The organism is Actinocrinis puniceicyclus (assembly GCF_018283645.1).
Lineage (GTDB): Bacteria > Actinomycetota > Actinomycetes > Streptomycetales > Catenulisporaceae > Actinocrinis > Actinocrinis puniceicyclus.
Map to the genome: position 1 here is coordinate 14,412 of NZ_JAGSXH010000008.1, position 13,662 is coordinate 28,073.

General features: G+C 70.5%; 13 protein-coding genes and 1 tRNA gene. All 14 read left to right on the forward strand.

The features are described from left to right. The first annotated feature begins 42 nt into the window (after positions 1-42). The 14 genes from KGA66_RS31375 to KGA66_RS03915 all read left to right on the forward strand — a co-directional run bounded on the left by KGA66_RS31375 (position 43) and on the right by KGA66_RS03915 (position 13,636). Positions 43-765, forward strand: a complete 723-nt coding sequence (locus KGA66_RS31375; protein ID WP_211464534.1) for a ComF family protein — start codon at positions 43-45, stop codon at positions 763-765. 619 nt (positions 766-1,384) lie between these two features. Further along, positions 1,385-2,080: a ribosome hibernation-promoting factor, HPF/YfiA family gene (gene hpf, locus KGA66_RS31380; protein ID WP_211464535.1), complete on the forward strand. Its 696-nt coding sequence runs from the start codon at positions 1,385-1,387 to the stop codon at positions 2,078-2,080. A 249-nt stretch (positions 2,081-2,329) separates the two neighbouring features. Further along, entirely contained in the window at positions 2,330-3,148 is an 819-nt protein-coding gene (locus KGA66_RS03860; protein ID WP_211464536.1) for a response regulator, read from the forward strand. 99 nt (positions 3,149-3,247) lie between these two features. After that, positions 3,248-4,459: a calcium:cation antiporter family protein gene (locus tag KGA66_RS03865; RefSeq protein ID WP_246506981.1), complete on the forward strand. Its 1,212-nt coding sequence runs from the start codon at positions 3,248-3,250 to the stop codon at positions 4,457-4,459. Positions 4,460-4,596: 137 nt separating this feature from the next. Continuing rightward, positions 4,597-5,805, forward strand: coding sequence for an NAD(P)/FAD-dependent oxidoreductase (locus KGA66_RS03870; RefSeq protein WP_211464537.1), 1,209 nt, complete (start codon positions 4,597-4,599; stop codon positions 5,803-5,805). Between the two features lie 110 nt (positions 5,806-5,915). Continuing rightward, positions 5,916-5,986 (forward strand) — tRNA-Gln (locus KGA66_RS03875). Between the two features lie 211 nt (positions 5,987-6,197). Then, entirely contained in the window at positions 6,198-7,709 is a 1,512-nt protein-coding gene (glmU, locus tag KGA66_RS03880) for a bifunctional UDP-N-acetylglucosamine diphosphorylase/glucosamine-1-phosphate N-acetyltransferase GlmU (RefSeq protein WP_312886730.1), read from the forward strand. 285 nt (positions 7,710-7,994) lie between these two features. Next, positions 7,995-8,972, forward strand: a complete 978-nt coding sequence (locus KGA66_RS03885) for a ribose-phosphate diphosphokinase (RefSeq protein WP_312886731.1) — start codon at positions 7,995-7,997, stop codon at positions 8,970-8,972. 15 nt (positions 8,973-8,987) lie between these two features. Next, a complete protein-coding gene (locus KGA66_RS03890) occupies positions 8,988-9,221 on the forward strand; it encodes a hypothetical protein (protein ID WP_211464540.1) in 234 nt (77 codons plus the stop codon). Between the two features lie 242 nt (positions 9,222-9,463). Continuing rightward, a complete protein-coding gene (locus KGA66_RS03895) occupies positions 9,464-10,096 on the forward strand; it encodes a 50S ribosomal protein L25/general stress protein Ctc (protein WP_211464542.1) in 633 nt (210 codons plus the stop codon). A 117-nt stretch (positions 10,097-10,213) separates the two neighbouring features. Beyond that, on the forward strand, positions 10,214-10,804 hold the full coding sequence (gene pth / locus KGA66_RS03900; RefSeq protein ID WP_211464544.1) for an aminoacyl-tRNA hydrolase: 591 nt from the start codon (positions 10,214-10,216) through the stop codon (positions 10,802-10,804). Between the two features lie 148 nt (positions 10,805-10,952). After that, complete coding sequence (hemL, locus tag KGA66_RS03905; protein WP_211464546.1) at positions 10,953-12,266, forward strand: glutamate-1-semialdehyde 2,1-aminomutase; 1,314 nt, start codon at positions 10,953-10,955, stop codon at positions 12,264-12,266. A 61-nt stretch (positions 12,267-12,327) separates the two neighbouring features. Next, positions 12,328-12,993: a histidine phosphatase family protein gene (locus tag KGA66_RS03910; RefSeq protein WP_211464548.1), complete on the forward strand. Its 666-nt coding sequence runs from the start codon at positions 12,328-12,330 to the stop codon at positions 12,991-12,993. A 43-nt stretch (positions 12,994-13,036) separates the two neighbouring features. Next, a complete protein-coding gene (locus tag KGA66_RS03915) occupies positions 13,037-13,636 on the forward strand; it encodes a TlpA family protein disulfide reductase (protein WP_211464550.1) in 600 nt (199 codons plus the stop codon). Positions 13,637-13,662: the final 26 nt, after the last annotated feature.

Consider the following 13,662-nt stretch of genomic DNA (forward strand, 5'->3'; position numbering starts at 1 on the left):
GTTTGACCGTGCGCGCCCGAATCCCCGCCTTATGATCACCGCGTGGGGGAGGAGTCGGCTCGGTCCAGGCGGCGGTTCTGGTGGAATGCGCTGCTGGACCTCGCGCTGCCCGCGGAGTGTGCCGGCTGTGGCCGCACCGGCGGCGACGAGGTGATCGCGGGTCTGTGCGGTTCCTGCGCCCTCGCGCTCGACGGACCGCCCACGCCGGTCCGGCCGGCGCGCCGTCCGGCCGGGCTGCCTCCGGTGTATGCGCTGGCCCCGTACCGGGATCCGGTCCGCGACGTCATCATCGCCCAGAAGGAACGCAACCGGCTGGACCTGGCCCGCCCGCTCGGCCTGCGGCTGGCCGGGGCCGCGCTGGCCGCCGGCCCGGATGCCGCCGCCGTGTGGCTGGTTCCCGCTCCGTCCACGCGCGCCACGGTCCGTCGTCGCGGCCACGATCCGGTGCACCGCATGGCACGCGTCGCCGCCGCGCAACTGCGCGCCCTCGGGCGCACCGCCAACGTCCTTCCGGCACTGCGCCACCAGCGGGTCGTCACCGATCAAGTCGGCCTCACCCACCAGGAACGGGTGCGCAACCTCTCCGGTGCGCTCACCGTTCGCCGTGCCGCTTCGCGGCGCCTGAGCCAGCGGCCTGTCATCCTCGTCGACGACGTCGTGACCAGCGGGGCCACCCTCGCCGAGGCCGCGCGGGCTCTCGGCACCGCCGGTGCGGTGCCGCTCGGCGCGGCGGTCCTGGCCGCCACCCGGTTCCGCGACCACTGAGCCGCGGCGCCCCGCGCCGCGCTGACCTGCGCTTTCGGACCGAACCAGCGCGCCTGCGGGCTCGCCGGGTCCTCGAACCGCCGTGTGTTCGAGCCGCCGTGTTTTCGAACCGACTGCGCGTGGCGCCCGTGCTCACCGGCAGGCCCACCCCGCGAGATCAGGAGGCCACGCTGAACTCCCAGCCGCGCGAGCCACGCCACGCCATAGTGCGCCACCGCAAAAGGCCAGGTGGGGATGGATTCTTATCACCCAGTTGGCGGACTAGGCCCAACGGCCCCTACCGTTCACGCGTTTGGCGCATTACGTTCAAGGCTATGAGCAGCGCACGAAGCGACTGTAGGCGCGAAGTCGTGTACACCCCGACGCTCCTGGCCGGAACCTGACGCGGCATCTGAGTCGTTACCCCTCCAAAGCCGGATCTTCCCGGCATCGGTTGACAACCGGCAATCCAGTCCCAGGAGGTGGTGCCCCGACCCACTAACGACACAGCCCCTCCGAATCAGCGGAGCGCGACCCCGCGGCGAAATCCGGGGACCGCGCCCGAGCCGCGGGCGGGCCCGTACGAGGGCCGCGCGGCACGGCGTCAGAACAGACAGCGAGCACGAAAAGGGAGACGCGCGTGGACATCGTGGTGAAGGGCCGCAAGACCGAGGTGACCGAGAGGTTCCGTAAGCACGTCCTGGAGAAGCTCTCGCGGGTCGAGCGCTTCGACGGCAAGGCCATCAGCCTCGACGTGGAGTTGTCCAAGGAGCGCAACCCGCGGCAGTCCGAACGCTGCGACCGGATCGAGATCACGCTGCGCACCAGGGGCCCGGTCGTGCGGGCCGAGGCCTGCGCCGGCGATCCGTACGCCGCGCTGGACCTGGCCACCGGCAAGCTGGAGGCCCGCCTGCGCCGCGCAGCCGACCGCCGCCGGGTCCACCACGGCAGGCGCAGCCCGGTCTCGGTGTCGGTGGCCACCTCGACCCTGGCCGAACTCGAGGCCGCCGAACTGGCCGCGTCCCAGCGTCCCGCGCCCGAGCCGGAGTCCGAGGGCCGCGATGTGCGGCACGTCGGCCCGATCGAGGTCGAGGGCGACGGGCCGATGATCGTACGCGAGAAGAACCACACCGCCCCGCCGATGGACCTGTCCCAGGCGCTCTACGAGATGGAGTTGGTCGGTCACGACTTCTACCTCTTCGTGGACGCCGAGACCAAGCAGCCCTCCGTCGTCTACCGTCGCCGCGGATACGACTACGGCGTGATCCATCTGGAGGAGAGCGGCGCCGCCCACTACTCCGGCGAGGACCGATCCGACAGCGCCTCAGCCGCCTGACAGCGGCGGTCCGACCTGACTGACGATGCGACAGCAGGCGCGGATCCGGGCAGTTCCGGCCGGGTCGCCCGAAGACGTGGTGACCACCTCCCGAACGGCACTGTCAATCCCGGGTCCGCGCCAGCTATTATCAGGTTTCGCCGATACTGTGCGATGATGACTCGGTCACTCAGCGTCTCCGGCGTCCCGTCCGGGAGTAACGGGCGCCTGCCCGGACCGGCTGATCCAGGTTCAAGGGGGTAGGGACAGGTGACCCAATCCGAATCCGGCCGACCGGCCGGCGGGCGCCCCGAGGGCGTACCGGTCCAGCCCGGTCGCCCGCGCGCCGACGCCCCGGCGCCCGGTCGTACCCGTTCCGCCTCCCCCTCACCGGCTCGGGGCGCGACCGCCTCGGCCGACGCCGATCCCATCAGGGTCCTGCTGGTCGACGACCACGCCCTGCTGCGCCGCGGCCTGGACATCGTGCTCCAGCAGGAGCCGGACATCGAGGTGGTCGGCGAGGCCGGTGACGGCGCCGAGGCGGTCGAGAAGGCGGGCGAACTGCTGCCCGACGTGGTGCTGCTCGACGTGAAGATGCCCCGGCGCGGCGGCATCGAGGCGGCCGCCGCGATCAAGGAGGTGGCCCCCTCCACCCGGGTCGTGATGCTCACCATGAGCGACGAGGAAGCCGACCTCTACGAGGCGATCAAAGCCGGCGCCACCGGTTACCTGCTCAAGGAGATTCCGCCGCACGAGATCGCCGACTCGATCCGCGCGGTGGCCGGCGGCCAGTCGCTGATCACTCCGTCGATGGCGACCAAGCTGCTGAGCGAGTTCGCCACGATGGCCAGGCACGGCGAGGAGCGGCGCGAACAGGCGCCGCCCGCGCCCAAGCTGACCGACCGCGAGCTGGAGGTGCTCAAGCTCATCGCCACCGGCGCGAACAACAGCAAGATCGCCAAGACCCTGTTCATCAGCGAGAACACGGTCAAGAACCACGTGCGAAACATCCTGGAGAAGCTCCAGCTGCACTCCCGGATGGAAGCCGTGATGTACGCGGTGCGTGAGAAGATCCTCGACCTTCCGTGACGCGCGCCGCGGGCGTCCTTCACGGCGTCCCGGGCCCGGTCCTGCGCGATGAGCCGTCGCGGCGATGCTTGGCCGCGAGATGCCCTACGCTCGGCGGTCATGACGACCATGCCGCCTGCAAGGCCGCCGCAGACCGCGCAACGTTCCCTCATCGGCACAGCGCTACGCCGCTCCGACATCGTCATCATGGCGGGCGCGGCCGTCTTCACGCTCGGTGCCGTGCTCGCCAAGGGCGCGGGCGCGGTGGTGCCGTTCGTCGTCTCCGCGGTGGCGGTCGCGCTGCTCGCCGCGCTGGTCGGCCGGGCGGTGGACCACCTCGCGGACCGGCTCGGCGCCGGCGCGGTCGGCGTGCTGCAGTCGGCGCTGGGCAACCTGCCGGAGTTGTTCATCTGCATCTTCGCGCTGCGCTCACACCTGCTCGACGTGGTCACCTCCGCGATCATCGGCTCGATCCTGGGCAACCTGCTGCTGGTACTCGGGCTCTCCTTCTTCGTCGGCGGCCGCAAGCACGGCGTGTTGCGGTTCTCGCAGCCGCGAGCCCGGATGATCATGGCACTGATGATCCTGTCGGTGGCCGCCATGCTGGTGCCCTCGCTGGCCTCGTACGTCCACGCCGCCGCCGCCAGCCATGAGGCCGGGCTCTCCCGGATCACCGCGGTCGTGCTGCTGGTGGTTTTCGCGCTCTCGATCCCCGCCTCGGTGCGCCGCGAGGAGGCCGCCGGCCGCGGACAGCGCCGGGAACAGGGCGGTCGTGCGACGCGACAGGCCGCCGGCAGTGGTCAGAGCGCCGATCAGAGCGCCGATCAGGACGCGGCACCGGATCACGCCGCCGAGCGCGAGGAAGGCCACCGCTGGCCGCTCGCCCTGGCCGTGTCGGTGCTCGCCGTGACCGGGTTGCTCGCGGCGTACGTCTCCGACCTGTTCGTCAGCGCGCTGCAACCGGCGATGAACGCGATGCACATCTCCGAGGCGTTCGCGGGCCTGGTGATCGTGGCCATCGCGGGCAACGCGGTGGAGAACGCGGTCGGCGTCAAGCTGGCCTGGCAGAACCAGGCGGACCACGCGCTCTCGGTGATCCTCAACAGCCCGCTGCAGATCGCGCTGGTGCTCGCCCCGGTACTGGTGCTGCTCTCCCCGCTGGTCGGCGGCGCGGCCTTCACCCTGGTGTTCAACCCGATGCTGGTGTCGACGGTCGGGATCTCCACCCTCGCGGTCGCCTTCCTGGTCTCCGACGGCGAGTCGGACTGGCTGGAGGGCGCGACGATGGTCGGCCTGTACATCCTGATCGCGGCCGCGTTCTGGTGGGGATAGCCGGCAGAGGTGCGTGACCCGTCGCGCAGGTGCCTTCTATCGTTCCCGATGGGGTCCTGAGTCCCTTCATCCCCCGGCTCGGCGCAGGCAGCGTGGGCAGTGGAAAGGTCCGCGCACCCGACGGAGATGAGGTCACCATGGCCAGCAAGCGAGTAGTGGTTCTCGGCGGCAACTTCGGCGGTCTGGCGGCCGCGCTGGAGGTCAAGCACGAACTGGGTGACGAGGTCGAAGTCCAGGTGATCTCGGCCTCGGACCGATTCCTGTTCAACCCGTCGCTGATCTGGCTGCCGTTCGGAAAACGCTCCGCCCGGGACATCACCTTCCCGCTGGAGCCGACCTTCGACGCGCACGGCGTGGACTTCCTGCACGCCGAGGCGACCGCCATCGATCCGGCCAAGCGCACGGTGACCGCCGGTGGCCGCGACTATGGGTATGACTACCTGATCATCGCTACCGGGTACCAGAACAACTTCGCGGTCGCCCCGGGACTCGGGCCCGACGGTTACGCACAGACGATCACCACGCTGGCCGACGCCGAGCGGGCCGCGACCGCGTGGCGCAAGTTCCTCGACGACCCGGGCCCGGTGGTAGTGGGAGCGACGCAGGGCGCGGCCTGCTTCGGCGCGGCCTACGAGTTCCTGTTCAACGTCTCCTACCAGTTGCGAAAGGCGAAGCTGCACGGTCAGTCGCAGCTTACGTACTTCACCCCGGAACCGTTCCTCGGGCACTTCGGGATCGGCGGTCTGCCCGGCGGGCAGAAGCTGCTGTCGATGTTCCTCAAGAAGGAGGGCATCAAGGCGCTGACCGACGTCAGCGTGCAGGAGGTCACCGGCGACCAGGTGAAACTGACCGACGGCACGTCGCTTCCCTTCCGGTATTCGATGGTGGTGCCGCCGTTCGTCGGGCAGGCTCTCGTGCGCTCGGTTCCGGGTCTGAGCGACGAGAAGGGCTTCATCCCGGTCGATGACACCTACCAGTCGAAGGGGTTCCCGGAGATCTACGCCGCGGGCGTCGCCGCGCAGGTGCCGATTCCGTGGCAGACCTCCGTGCCGGTCGGGATCCCGAAGACCGGCTTCCCCACCGAGTCGATGGCCAAGGTCGCGGCTCACAACGTCGTGGCGGCCATCAAGGGCGAACCGCCCGTGGCGCACAAGGAGTTCGCGGAGATGGCCGCGGTGTGCCTGATGGACGCGGGCAACAACGGCGTCATGATCCTCGCCGACCACATGCTGCCGCCGCGCCGCGCCGGGATCATGATCCCCGGCCCCCAGGTACACGCGATGAAGCTCGGGTTCGAGAAGTACTACCTGTGGAAGAGCCGGCACGGCTACGTGCGTCTTCCCTGACGGGCGGCGCTGCCGAGAGGGCGTTCGGACGACCCGATTCGGGGCGGCGTGTCCCGCCCGGGATGTGCCAGACTAGGCCCCGGTCCTCGCCAAGGCGGGGGCCGGAGCCATCCCGGGTCGTCTAAGGGCAGGACAATCGGTTTTGGTCCGATTAATGGGGGTTCGAATCCTCCCCCGGGAGCTGTTCGTCTCGGCGGCCGCGCGGGCACGGGGCCGATGATCAGCCGGTAGGCTCGGTGCCGAACCAGCAGCCGATGCGCGCTCTTCGGACTCGACCAGGCGGCGGCGCGGGGTTCACCGACGAGAGGCGCCCCACGCCGAGCCGCGGGGTAGCCTACGGCCGCCACGAGGCACGGTTGAGTGCCGAAGAGCCACGATGCCAGGAGACCGGTGTGTCCGAGCCGACCGCGTCAGCCCCCGTCCGTCCCGCAGCCGTCCTGATCCTCGCCGCGGGCGAGGGCAAGCGGATGAGGTCCGCGACTCCCAAGGTGCTGCACACCCTCTGTGGACGCACCATGCTGGGGCATGTGGTCGCCGCGGCGCGGGAACTCGCACCGGAACGACTGGTGGTGGTCGTGGGGCACGGCCGCGAGCAGGTGTCGGCGATGCTGGCGGAAACCGACGCGGCGGCGCTGCCCGTGGTGCAGGAGGTGCAGCACGGTACCGGCCACGCGGTACGCATCGCGATGGAGGCCATCGCCGCGCAGGGCGCCATCGACGGCACGGTCCTGGTGACGTACGGCGACACGCCGCTGCTGACCGCCGCGACCCTGGACGCACTGGTGACGGTGCATCAGGAGACCGGCAACGCGGTGACGGTGCTGACCGCGAACGTGCCGGATCCCACGGGATACGGCCGGATCGTGCGCCGGGACGGCGCGGTGGAGCGGATCGTCGAGCAGCGGGACGCCTCGCCGCAGCAGGCTGCGATCCGGGAGGTCAACTCGGGCGTGTACGCCTTCGACGCGAAGCTGCTGGCGCAGGGCCTGTCCCGGTTGACCACGGCGAACGCGCAGGGCGAGGAGTACCTGACCGACGTGCTCGGGATCCTGGCCGGGGACGGGCATCGCGTCGGCGCGCTCACGGTCGCGGACCATCACGAGATCCTCGGCGCGAACGACCGCGCGCAGTTGGCCCAGCTGCGCCGGATCTTCAACGCGCGGCTGACCGGGCATTGGATGCGTGAGGGCGTCACCATCGTCGACCCCGACACCACGTGGATCGACGTTCAGGTCGCGCTGGAGCCGGATGTGGTGCTGCTGCCGAACACCCAGCTGTGCGGTGCGACGCGGATCGCGGTTGGCGCCGAGGTGGGGCCGAACTGCACGCTCACGGACACGGTGGTCGGTTCGGGCGCGCGTGTGACCAACGCCACGACCGAGGGCGCGGTGATCGGGGAGGCGGCGACCGTCGGTCCGTACACGTACTTGCGGCCCGGCACGCGGCTGGGCCGCAAGGCGAAGGCCGGCGGCTTCGTCGAGATGAAGAACGCACAGGTCGGCGACGGCTCGAAGGTGCCGCACCTGTCTTACGTCGGGGACGCGACGATCGGCGAGGGCTGCAACATCGGCGCGGGGACGATCACGGCGAACTTCGACGGGGTGCGCAAGCACCATACGCGGATCGGCGATCACGTCTTCGTCGGCACGGATACGGTGCTGATCGCGCCGGTGCAGGTGGCCGACGGTGCGTTCGTGGCGGCCGGATCGGCGATCACGCAGTGCGTGCCGGCGGGGTCGCTCGCCGTGGCGCGCGGTCGGCAGCGCAACGTCGAAGGCTGGGTGGAGCGCACTCGTCCGGACACGAAGGCCGCACGGGCCGCGCAGGCCGCGCAGGAGGCACATGCGGCTGCGCAGTCCGCCGAGGCGGGCGAGCCTGCGCAACGGGAGGCCGACGATGCGTAGCCTTATCGGGACAGTCGAGCAGCTGGATGTGTTGTGCCGCGGCTTGGCGCGGCGTCGTGCAATCGGACCTGAATGCACGGTTGACCACGGGTAAACATGCGGACGATAGCAGCAGTTGTTCTGAGACCATAGGATGAAAGACAAGGCCCGGCTTAGCCGGACGGCCAGGACGAATCGCCCTCAATCCGCCCAGCGGACCGGGCGCGGATGCCGGGCCGACCGGGTTTCGCGCCGCCGCGCGCAGCCGGATCGGACCGTGGCAGCGACCCCTGGGGAGTGCGTGCAGTGACCGGGATCTTGGCGACCGGCCAGAAGAAGCTGATGCTGTTCTCCGGCCGGGCGCACCCGGAACTGGCCCGGCAGGTCGCCCGGGAACTGGGCGTCGAGCTCGCGCCGACGCGGGCCTTCGACTTCGCCAACGGCGAGATCTACGTTCGCTTCGAGGAGTCGGTGCGCGGCTGTGACGCCTTCGTGCTGCAGAGCCACACCGCGCCGATCAACCAGTGGATCATGGAGCAGCTGATCATGGTCGACGCGCTCAAGCGCGCCTCGGCCAAGCGGATCACCGTGATCATGCCCTTCTACGGTTACGCGCGCCAGGACAAGAAGCACCGCGGCCGCGAGCCCATCTCCGCCCGGCTGATGGCGGACCTGTTCAAGCAGGCGGGCGCGGACCGGCTGATGGCGATCGATCTGCACACGGATCAGATCCAGGGGTACTTCGACGGGCCGGTCGACCACCTGTGGGCGATGCCGCTGCTGGTGAAGTACATCAGGGAGAACATCGACATCTCCCGGATGACGATCGTGTCCCCGGACGCGGGGCGGGTGAAGGTCGCCGACAAGTGGAGCGACAAGCTCGGCGCACCGATCGCGATCGTGCACAAGCGCCGGGACATCAACGTGGCGAACCAGGTGTCGGTGCACGAAATCGTCGGTGACATCCGCGGCCGGGTGTGTGTGCTCGTAGACGACATGATCGACACCGCCGGCACGATCTGCGCGGCGGCGGAGGCTCTCTACGAGAACGGCGCGGCGGAGGTGATCATCGTCTCGACGCACGCGGTGTTTTCGGGCCCTGCGATCGACCGGCTGAAGAATTCGCGGGTGAGCCAGGTCATCGTGACGGACACCCTGCCGCTGGCCGAGGAGCAGCGTTTCGACAAGCTGACCGTGCTGTCCGTCGCCCCGATCGTCGCCCGCGCGATCTCGGAGGTCTTCGAGGACGGGTCGGTCACCTCGATGTTCGAGGGCGACGCGTAGCAGTCCTCCGGGAACGTGACCGCGGTCGTGTTGAACGTGACCGTGACCGCTCCGACCGCGAGCGGCTATCTGACGGTGTATCCGGATGGCGCGCCGCGTCCGACCGTGTCGAACCTGAATTTCAGCGCGGGAGAGGTGATCCCGAACCTGGTGGTCGTCCCGGTGGTGAACGGCAAGGTGGACTTCTACAACGGCACCGGCGGGAACGTGCACGTCATCGCGGATGTGGCGGGCTACTTCTCAAACTGACCGATCCGCCGCGGCCATCTCGCGCCGCGCGGGCCCGGCCGCGCTCGCCGTAGTCAAGCGGCGTGCGCGGCTCGGGTAGAATCGGGCGAGTTGCCCGGCGAGGGAGGGACCGAGTATCGGTCCGCTCCGTGATCGACGTGCCGATCGAGATGAGGCGACACGGCGGGCAGGGCCCGCCTCCGCCTCGGTGTCGAGTTGCGCCAGATCGCCCAGGCTTCCCGATTCCGAGGAGGAGAAAGACCGTGTCTGAAGTCCGCATCAGCGCCGAACCCCGCGACACCTTCGGCAAGGGCGCCGCGCGCCAGCTGCGCCGCGACGGCAAGATCCCGGCCGTGCTGTACGGCCACAAGGAGGAGCCGGTCCACCTGGCGCTGCCCGAGCACGAGCTGTTCCTGGCGCTCAAGACCCCGAACGTGCTGCTCAACCTGGACCTGGGCGACCGGCGCCAGCTGGCGCTGCCCAAGGCCGTGCAGAAGGACCCGGTACGCCGCAGCATCGAGCACGTCGACCTGCTGCTGGTGCGCCGCGGCGAGAAGGTCACCGTCGAGATCCCGATCGTGACGGTCGGCGACGTGGTGTCCGGCGGCCTGCTGGAGCACACCCTGAACGTGCTCTCGATCGAGGCCGAGGCCACCCACATCCCCGGATCGGTCGAGGTCTCGGTCCAGGGCCTGGAGATCGGCGGCCAGATCCTGGCCAAGGAGGTCACCCTGCCGCGCGGCGCCGAGCTGGTCACCGACCCGGAACACCTGGTCGTGCACGTGCTGGCCGCGCCGACCGCGGAGCAGATGGCCGGGACGGGCGCCGAGGCCGAGCCGGAGGCCGGGGCTGGCGAGAGCGAGACCGCCTCGCCCGAGGCGGGCGAAGAGAGCTGAGCCCGGCAGCACCGGGCCGGCGCCGCACCCCGGAACGTTCCGGGGTGCGGCGCCGCCGTCTGGACCGCCGCGCGAGCGGCGGGCCGGTTCGTCGAGGGAAGGGCGCGGGTCGCACAGATGGCGGCGGACAACGCACCATGGCTGGTACTCGGCCTGGGCAATCCCGGGCCGGGTTACGCGGCGACCCGGCACAACGCCGGTTTCATGGTGGTGGACCTGCTCGCCGAACGGATGGGCGCCCGGTTCAAGGCGCACCGCGGCGGCGCCGACGTGGTGGAGGGCCGGATCGGCGGAACCCGGGTGGTGCTGGCGAAACCGAAGTCGTTCATGAACCTCTCCGGCGGCCCGGCCGCCTCGCTGCGGGATTTCTTCAAGGTGCCGGCGGAGCGGATCGCGGTGGTGCACGACGAACTCGATCTGCCATACGGCACGCTGCGGCTCAAGCGCGGCGGCGGCGACAACGGGCACAACGGCCTGCGCTCGATCAGCAAGTCGCTGGGTACCCGCGAGTATCTGCGGGTCCGCTTCGGGATCGGCCGCCCGCCGGGCCGGCAGGACCCGGCGGACTTCGTGCTCAAGCCGTTCTCCTCGGCGGAGAACAAGGAACTGCCGTTCCACGTCGATCGCGCGGCGGACGCGGTCGAGTCGCTGGTCACCGAGAGCCTGGAGGCCGCGCAGAACCGCTACCACCCGCCGGACGTGCGCTGATCCGCCTTCCGCGGGTGACGGCGTGTCAGCGGCGGGGCCGCGCGGACACCGGGCCCGGTTTCGCGGGCGGCCCGAAGGCGGCCGCCCATCACCGCAGGAGCGCGCGACCGGCCGGTGGATCGCACGCGGTGGGTGCGAGGATGGTCCGGTGAGCTACGACTACGACGCCCCCGAGTCCCAGAAGTTGTTCGACCGCGCGCAGGTGGTGACGCCGGGCGGGGTGAACTCGCCGGTGCGGGCGTTTCGCGGGGTCGGCGGCACCCCGCGGTTCATGGTGTCCGGCAAGGGCGCCTATCTCACCGACGCGGACGGCCGCGAGTACGTGGACCTGGTCTGCTCGTGGGGGCCGCTGATCCTCGGACACGCGCACCCGGCCGTGCTTGAGGCCACCCGCGCCGCGCTGGCGCGCGGCACCTCCTTCGGCACGCCGAGCGAGGGCGAGGTGGCGCTGGCCGAAGCGATCGTGGAGCGGATCGAACCGGTCGAGCAGGTGCGGCTGGTCTCCTCCGGGACCGAGGCGACGATGTCGGCGATCCGGCTGGCGCGGGGCTTCACCGGCCGCTCGAAGGTGGTGAAGTTCGCGGGCTGCTACCACGGGCACGTGGACTCGCTGCTGGCCGCCGCCGGGTCCGGGCTCGCCACGCTCGCGCTGCCGGACACCCCGGGAGTGACGGGCGCGCAGGCCGGGGACACGATCGTGCTGCCCTATAACGACATCGAGGCGGTGCGGGCCGCGTTCGCCGAGTTCGGCGACGAGATCGCCTGCCTGATCACCGAGGCGGCCGCGGGGAACATGGGCGTGGTCCCGCCGCTGGAGGGCTTCAACGCCGCGCTTCGCGACGTGTGTCACGAGCACGGCGCGCTGTTCGTCTCGGACGAGGTGATGACCGGTTTCCGGGCCTCGCGCACCGGCTGGTTCGGCATCGACGGCGTCGCGGCGGACCTGATGACCTTCGGCAAGGTGATGGGCGGCGGTTTCCCGACCGCGGCGTTCGGCGGACGGGCCGAGGTGATGGCGCGGCTCGCTCCGGCCGGCCCGGTCTACCAGGCCGGGACGCTGTCGGGCAACCCGGTCGCCACGGCCGCGGGGCTGGCGACGCTGCGCAACTGCACCCCGGAGGTGTACGAGCACTTGCATCGCACCGCCCGGGAGATCGCCGGGCTGGCATCCGAGGCGCTGGCGAAGGAAGGGCTCGCCCATCGGGTGCAGTTCGCCGGCACGATGTTCTCGATCTTCTTCGCCGAGGAGCCGGTCGTGGACTACGCGGGGGCGAAGCGGCAGGACACCGAGCGGTTCCGGGCCTTCTTCCACGCGATGCTGGCCGAGGGCGTCTATCTGCCGCCGAGCGCGTTCGAGGCCTGGTTCGTATCGGCTGCGCACGACGGCGGCGCGGTGGACCGCATCGCGGCGGCGCTGCCGGTGGCGGCTCGCGCGGCCGCGGCCGCCACCGCGCGCCGGTGACCGTTTCGCGGCAGGCGGGCGCGAAACCGGCCGTTGCGTTCTCTCGCATAGGATGCGCGGCATGACGCAGATCGATCCCGGTGTGAAGACCACGGTTCACCTGATGCGACACGGCGAGGTATACAACCCGACCGGGATCCTCTACGGCAGGCTGCCCGACTTCCACCTGTCGGAACTCGGTCGCAAGATGGCCGAGCGGGCCGCCGAGTTCTTCGGGGAGCGGGACATCGTCGCGGTGGTCGCCTCGCCGCTGGATCGGGCGCAGGAGACCGCCGCGCCGATCGCCGCGCGGCTCGGCCTGGAAGTGGGCAGCGACGCGCGGCTTATCGAGGCCGCGAACTACTTCGAGGGCAAGCGGTTCAGTGTCGGCGACGGGGTGCTCAAGCGGCCGAGCGTGTGGTTTCGGCTGTACAACCCGCTGCGGCCGTCCTGGGGCGAGCCGTATAAGCACCAGGTGGAGCGGGTCAGCGCGGCGCTGGAAGCGGCCCGGGACAAGGCGGTGGGGCACGAGGCCGTGTGTGTCAGCCACCAACTGCCGATCTGGGTGACGCGGCTGGCCGCCGAGCACCGTCGGCTGTGGCACGATCCGCGGCGCCGCGAGTGCACGCTGGCCTCGGTGACCTCGTTCCGCTTCGTCGGCGCGAAGCTGGTGGGGATCGACTACCAGGAGCCGGCGAAGGACCTGCTGCCGCTCAAGAGCACCAAGAAGTTCGTCGCCGGAGCCTGACCCCCGCCGCTTTGCCCGAATAAGCCCGTGCGAGACTCTTCGCATGGTCGTACCCGAAGCTGTCCGGTCGCGCCGCCGCGCGGCCGCGGCGCTCGTCTGCGCGTTCATGGGCGCCGCGGTGCTGGCGGGCTGCTCGAACTCCGTCGGCGGGGCCGGCGACACCGGTTACGTCGCCGCGGCCAAGACCGGTGTGACGAACATCGATCCGGGCCAGCGCGAAGCCGCTCCGACCCTGTCCGGCACGACGCTCGACGGCAAGAAGCTGGCCCTGGCCGACTACCGCGGCAAGGTCGTGGTGGTCAACGTGTGGGGCTCATGGTGCGCGCCCTGCCGGCTGGAGGCTCCCGCGCTGGAGGAGACTTACCAGAAGTACCAGGCCAAGGGCGTGCAGTTCCTGGGCATCAACGTGCGCGACACCAACGCCTCGGCGCTCGCGTTCGTCGGCGCCGACGGCCTCACCTATCCGTCGCTGCAAGACCCGGACGAGACGTTGCTGCTGGCGTTCAAGACCGTCGTGCCGCCGACCGACATCCCCTCCAGCATCATCGTGGACCGCAGCGGCAAGGTCGCGACGCGGATCATCGGCGGCACCACCGAGCCACAGCTCGCGCAGGCGCTCGACAAGGTCCTGAGCGGGAGCTGACGTGTCCACCTCGGGTGTCGAATCGC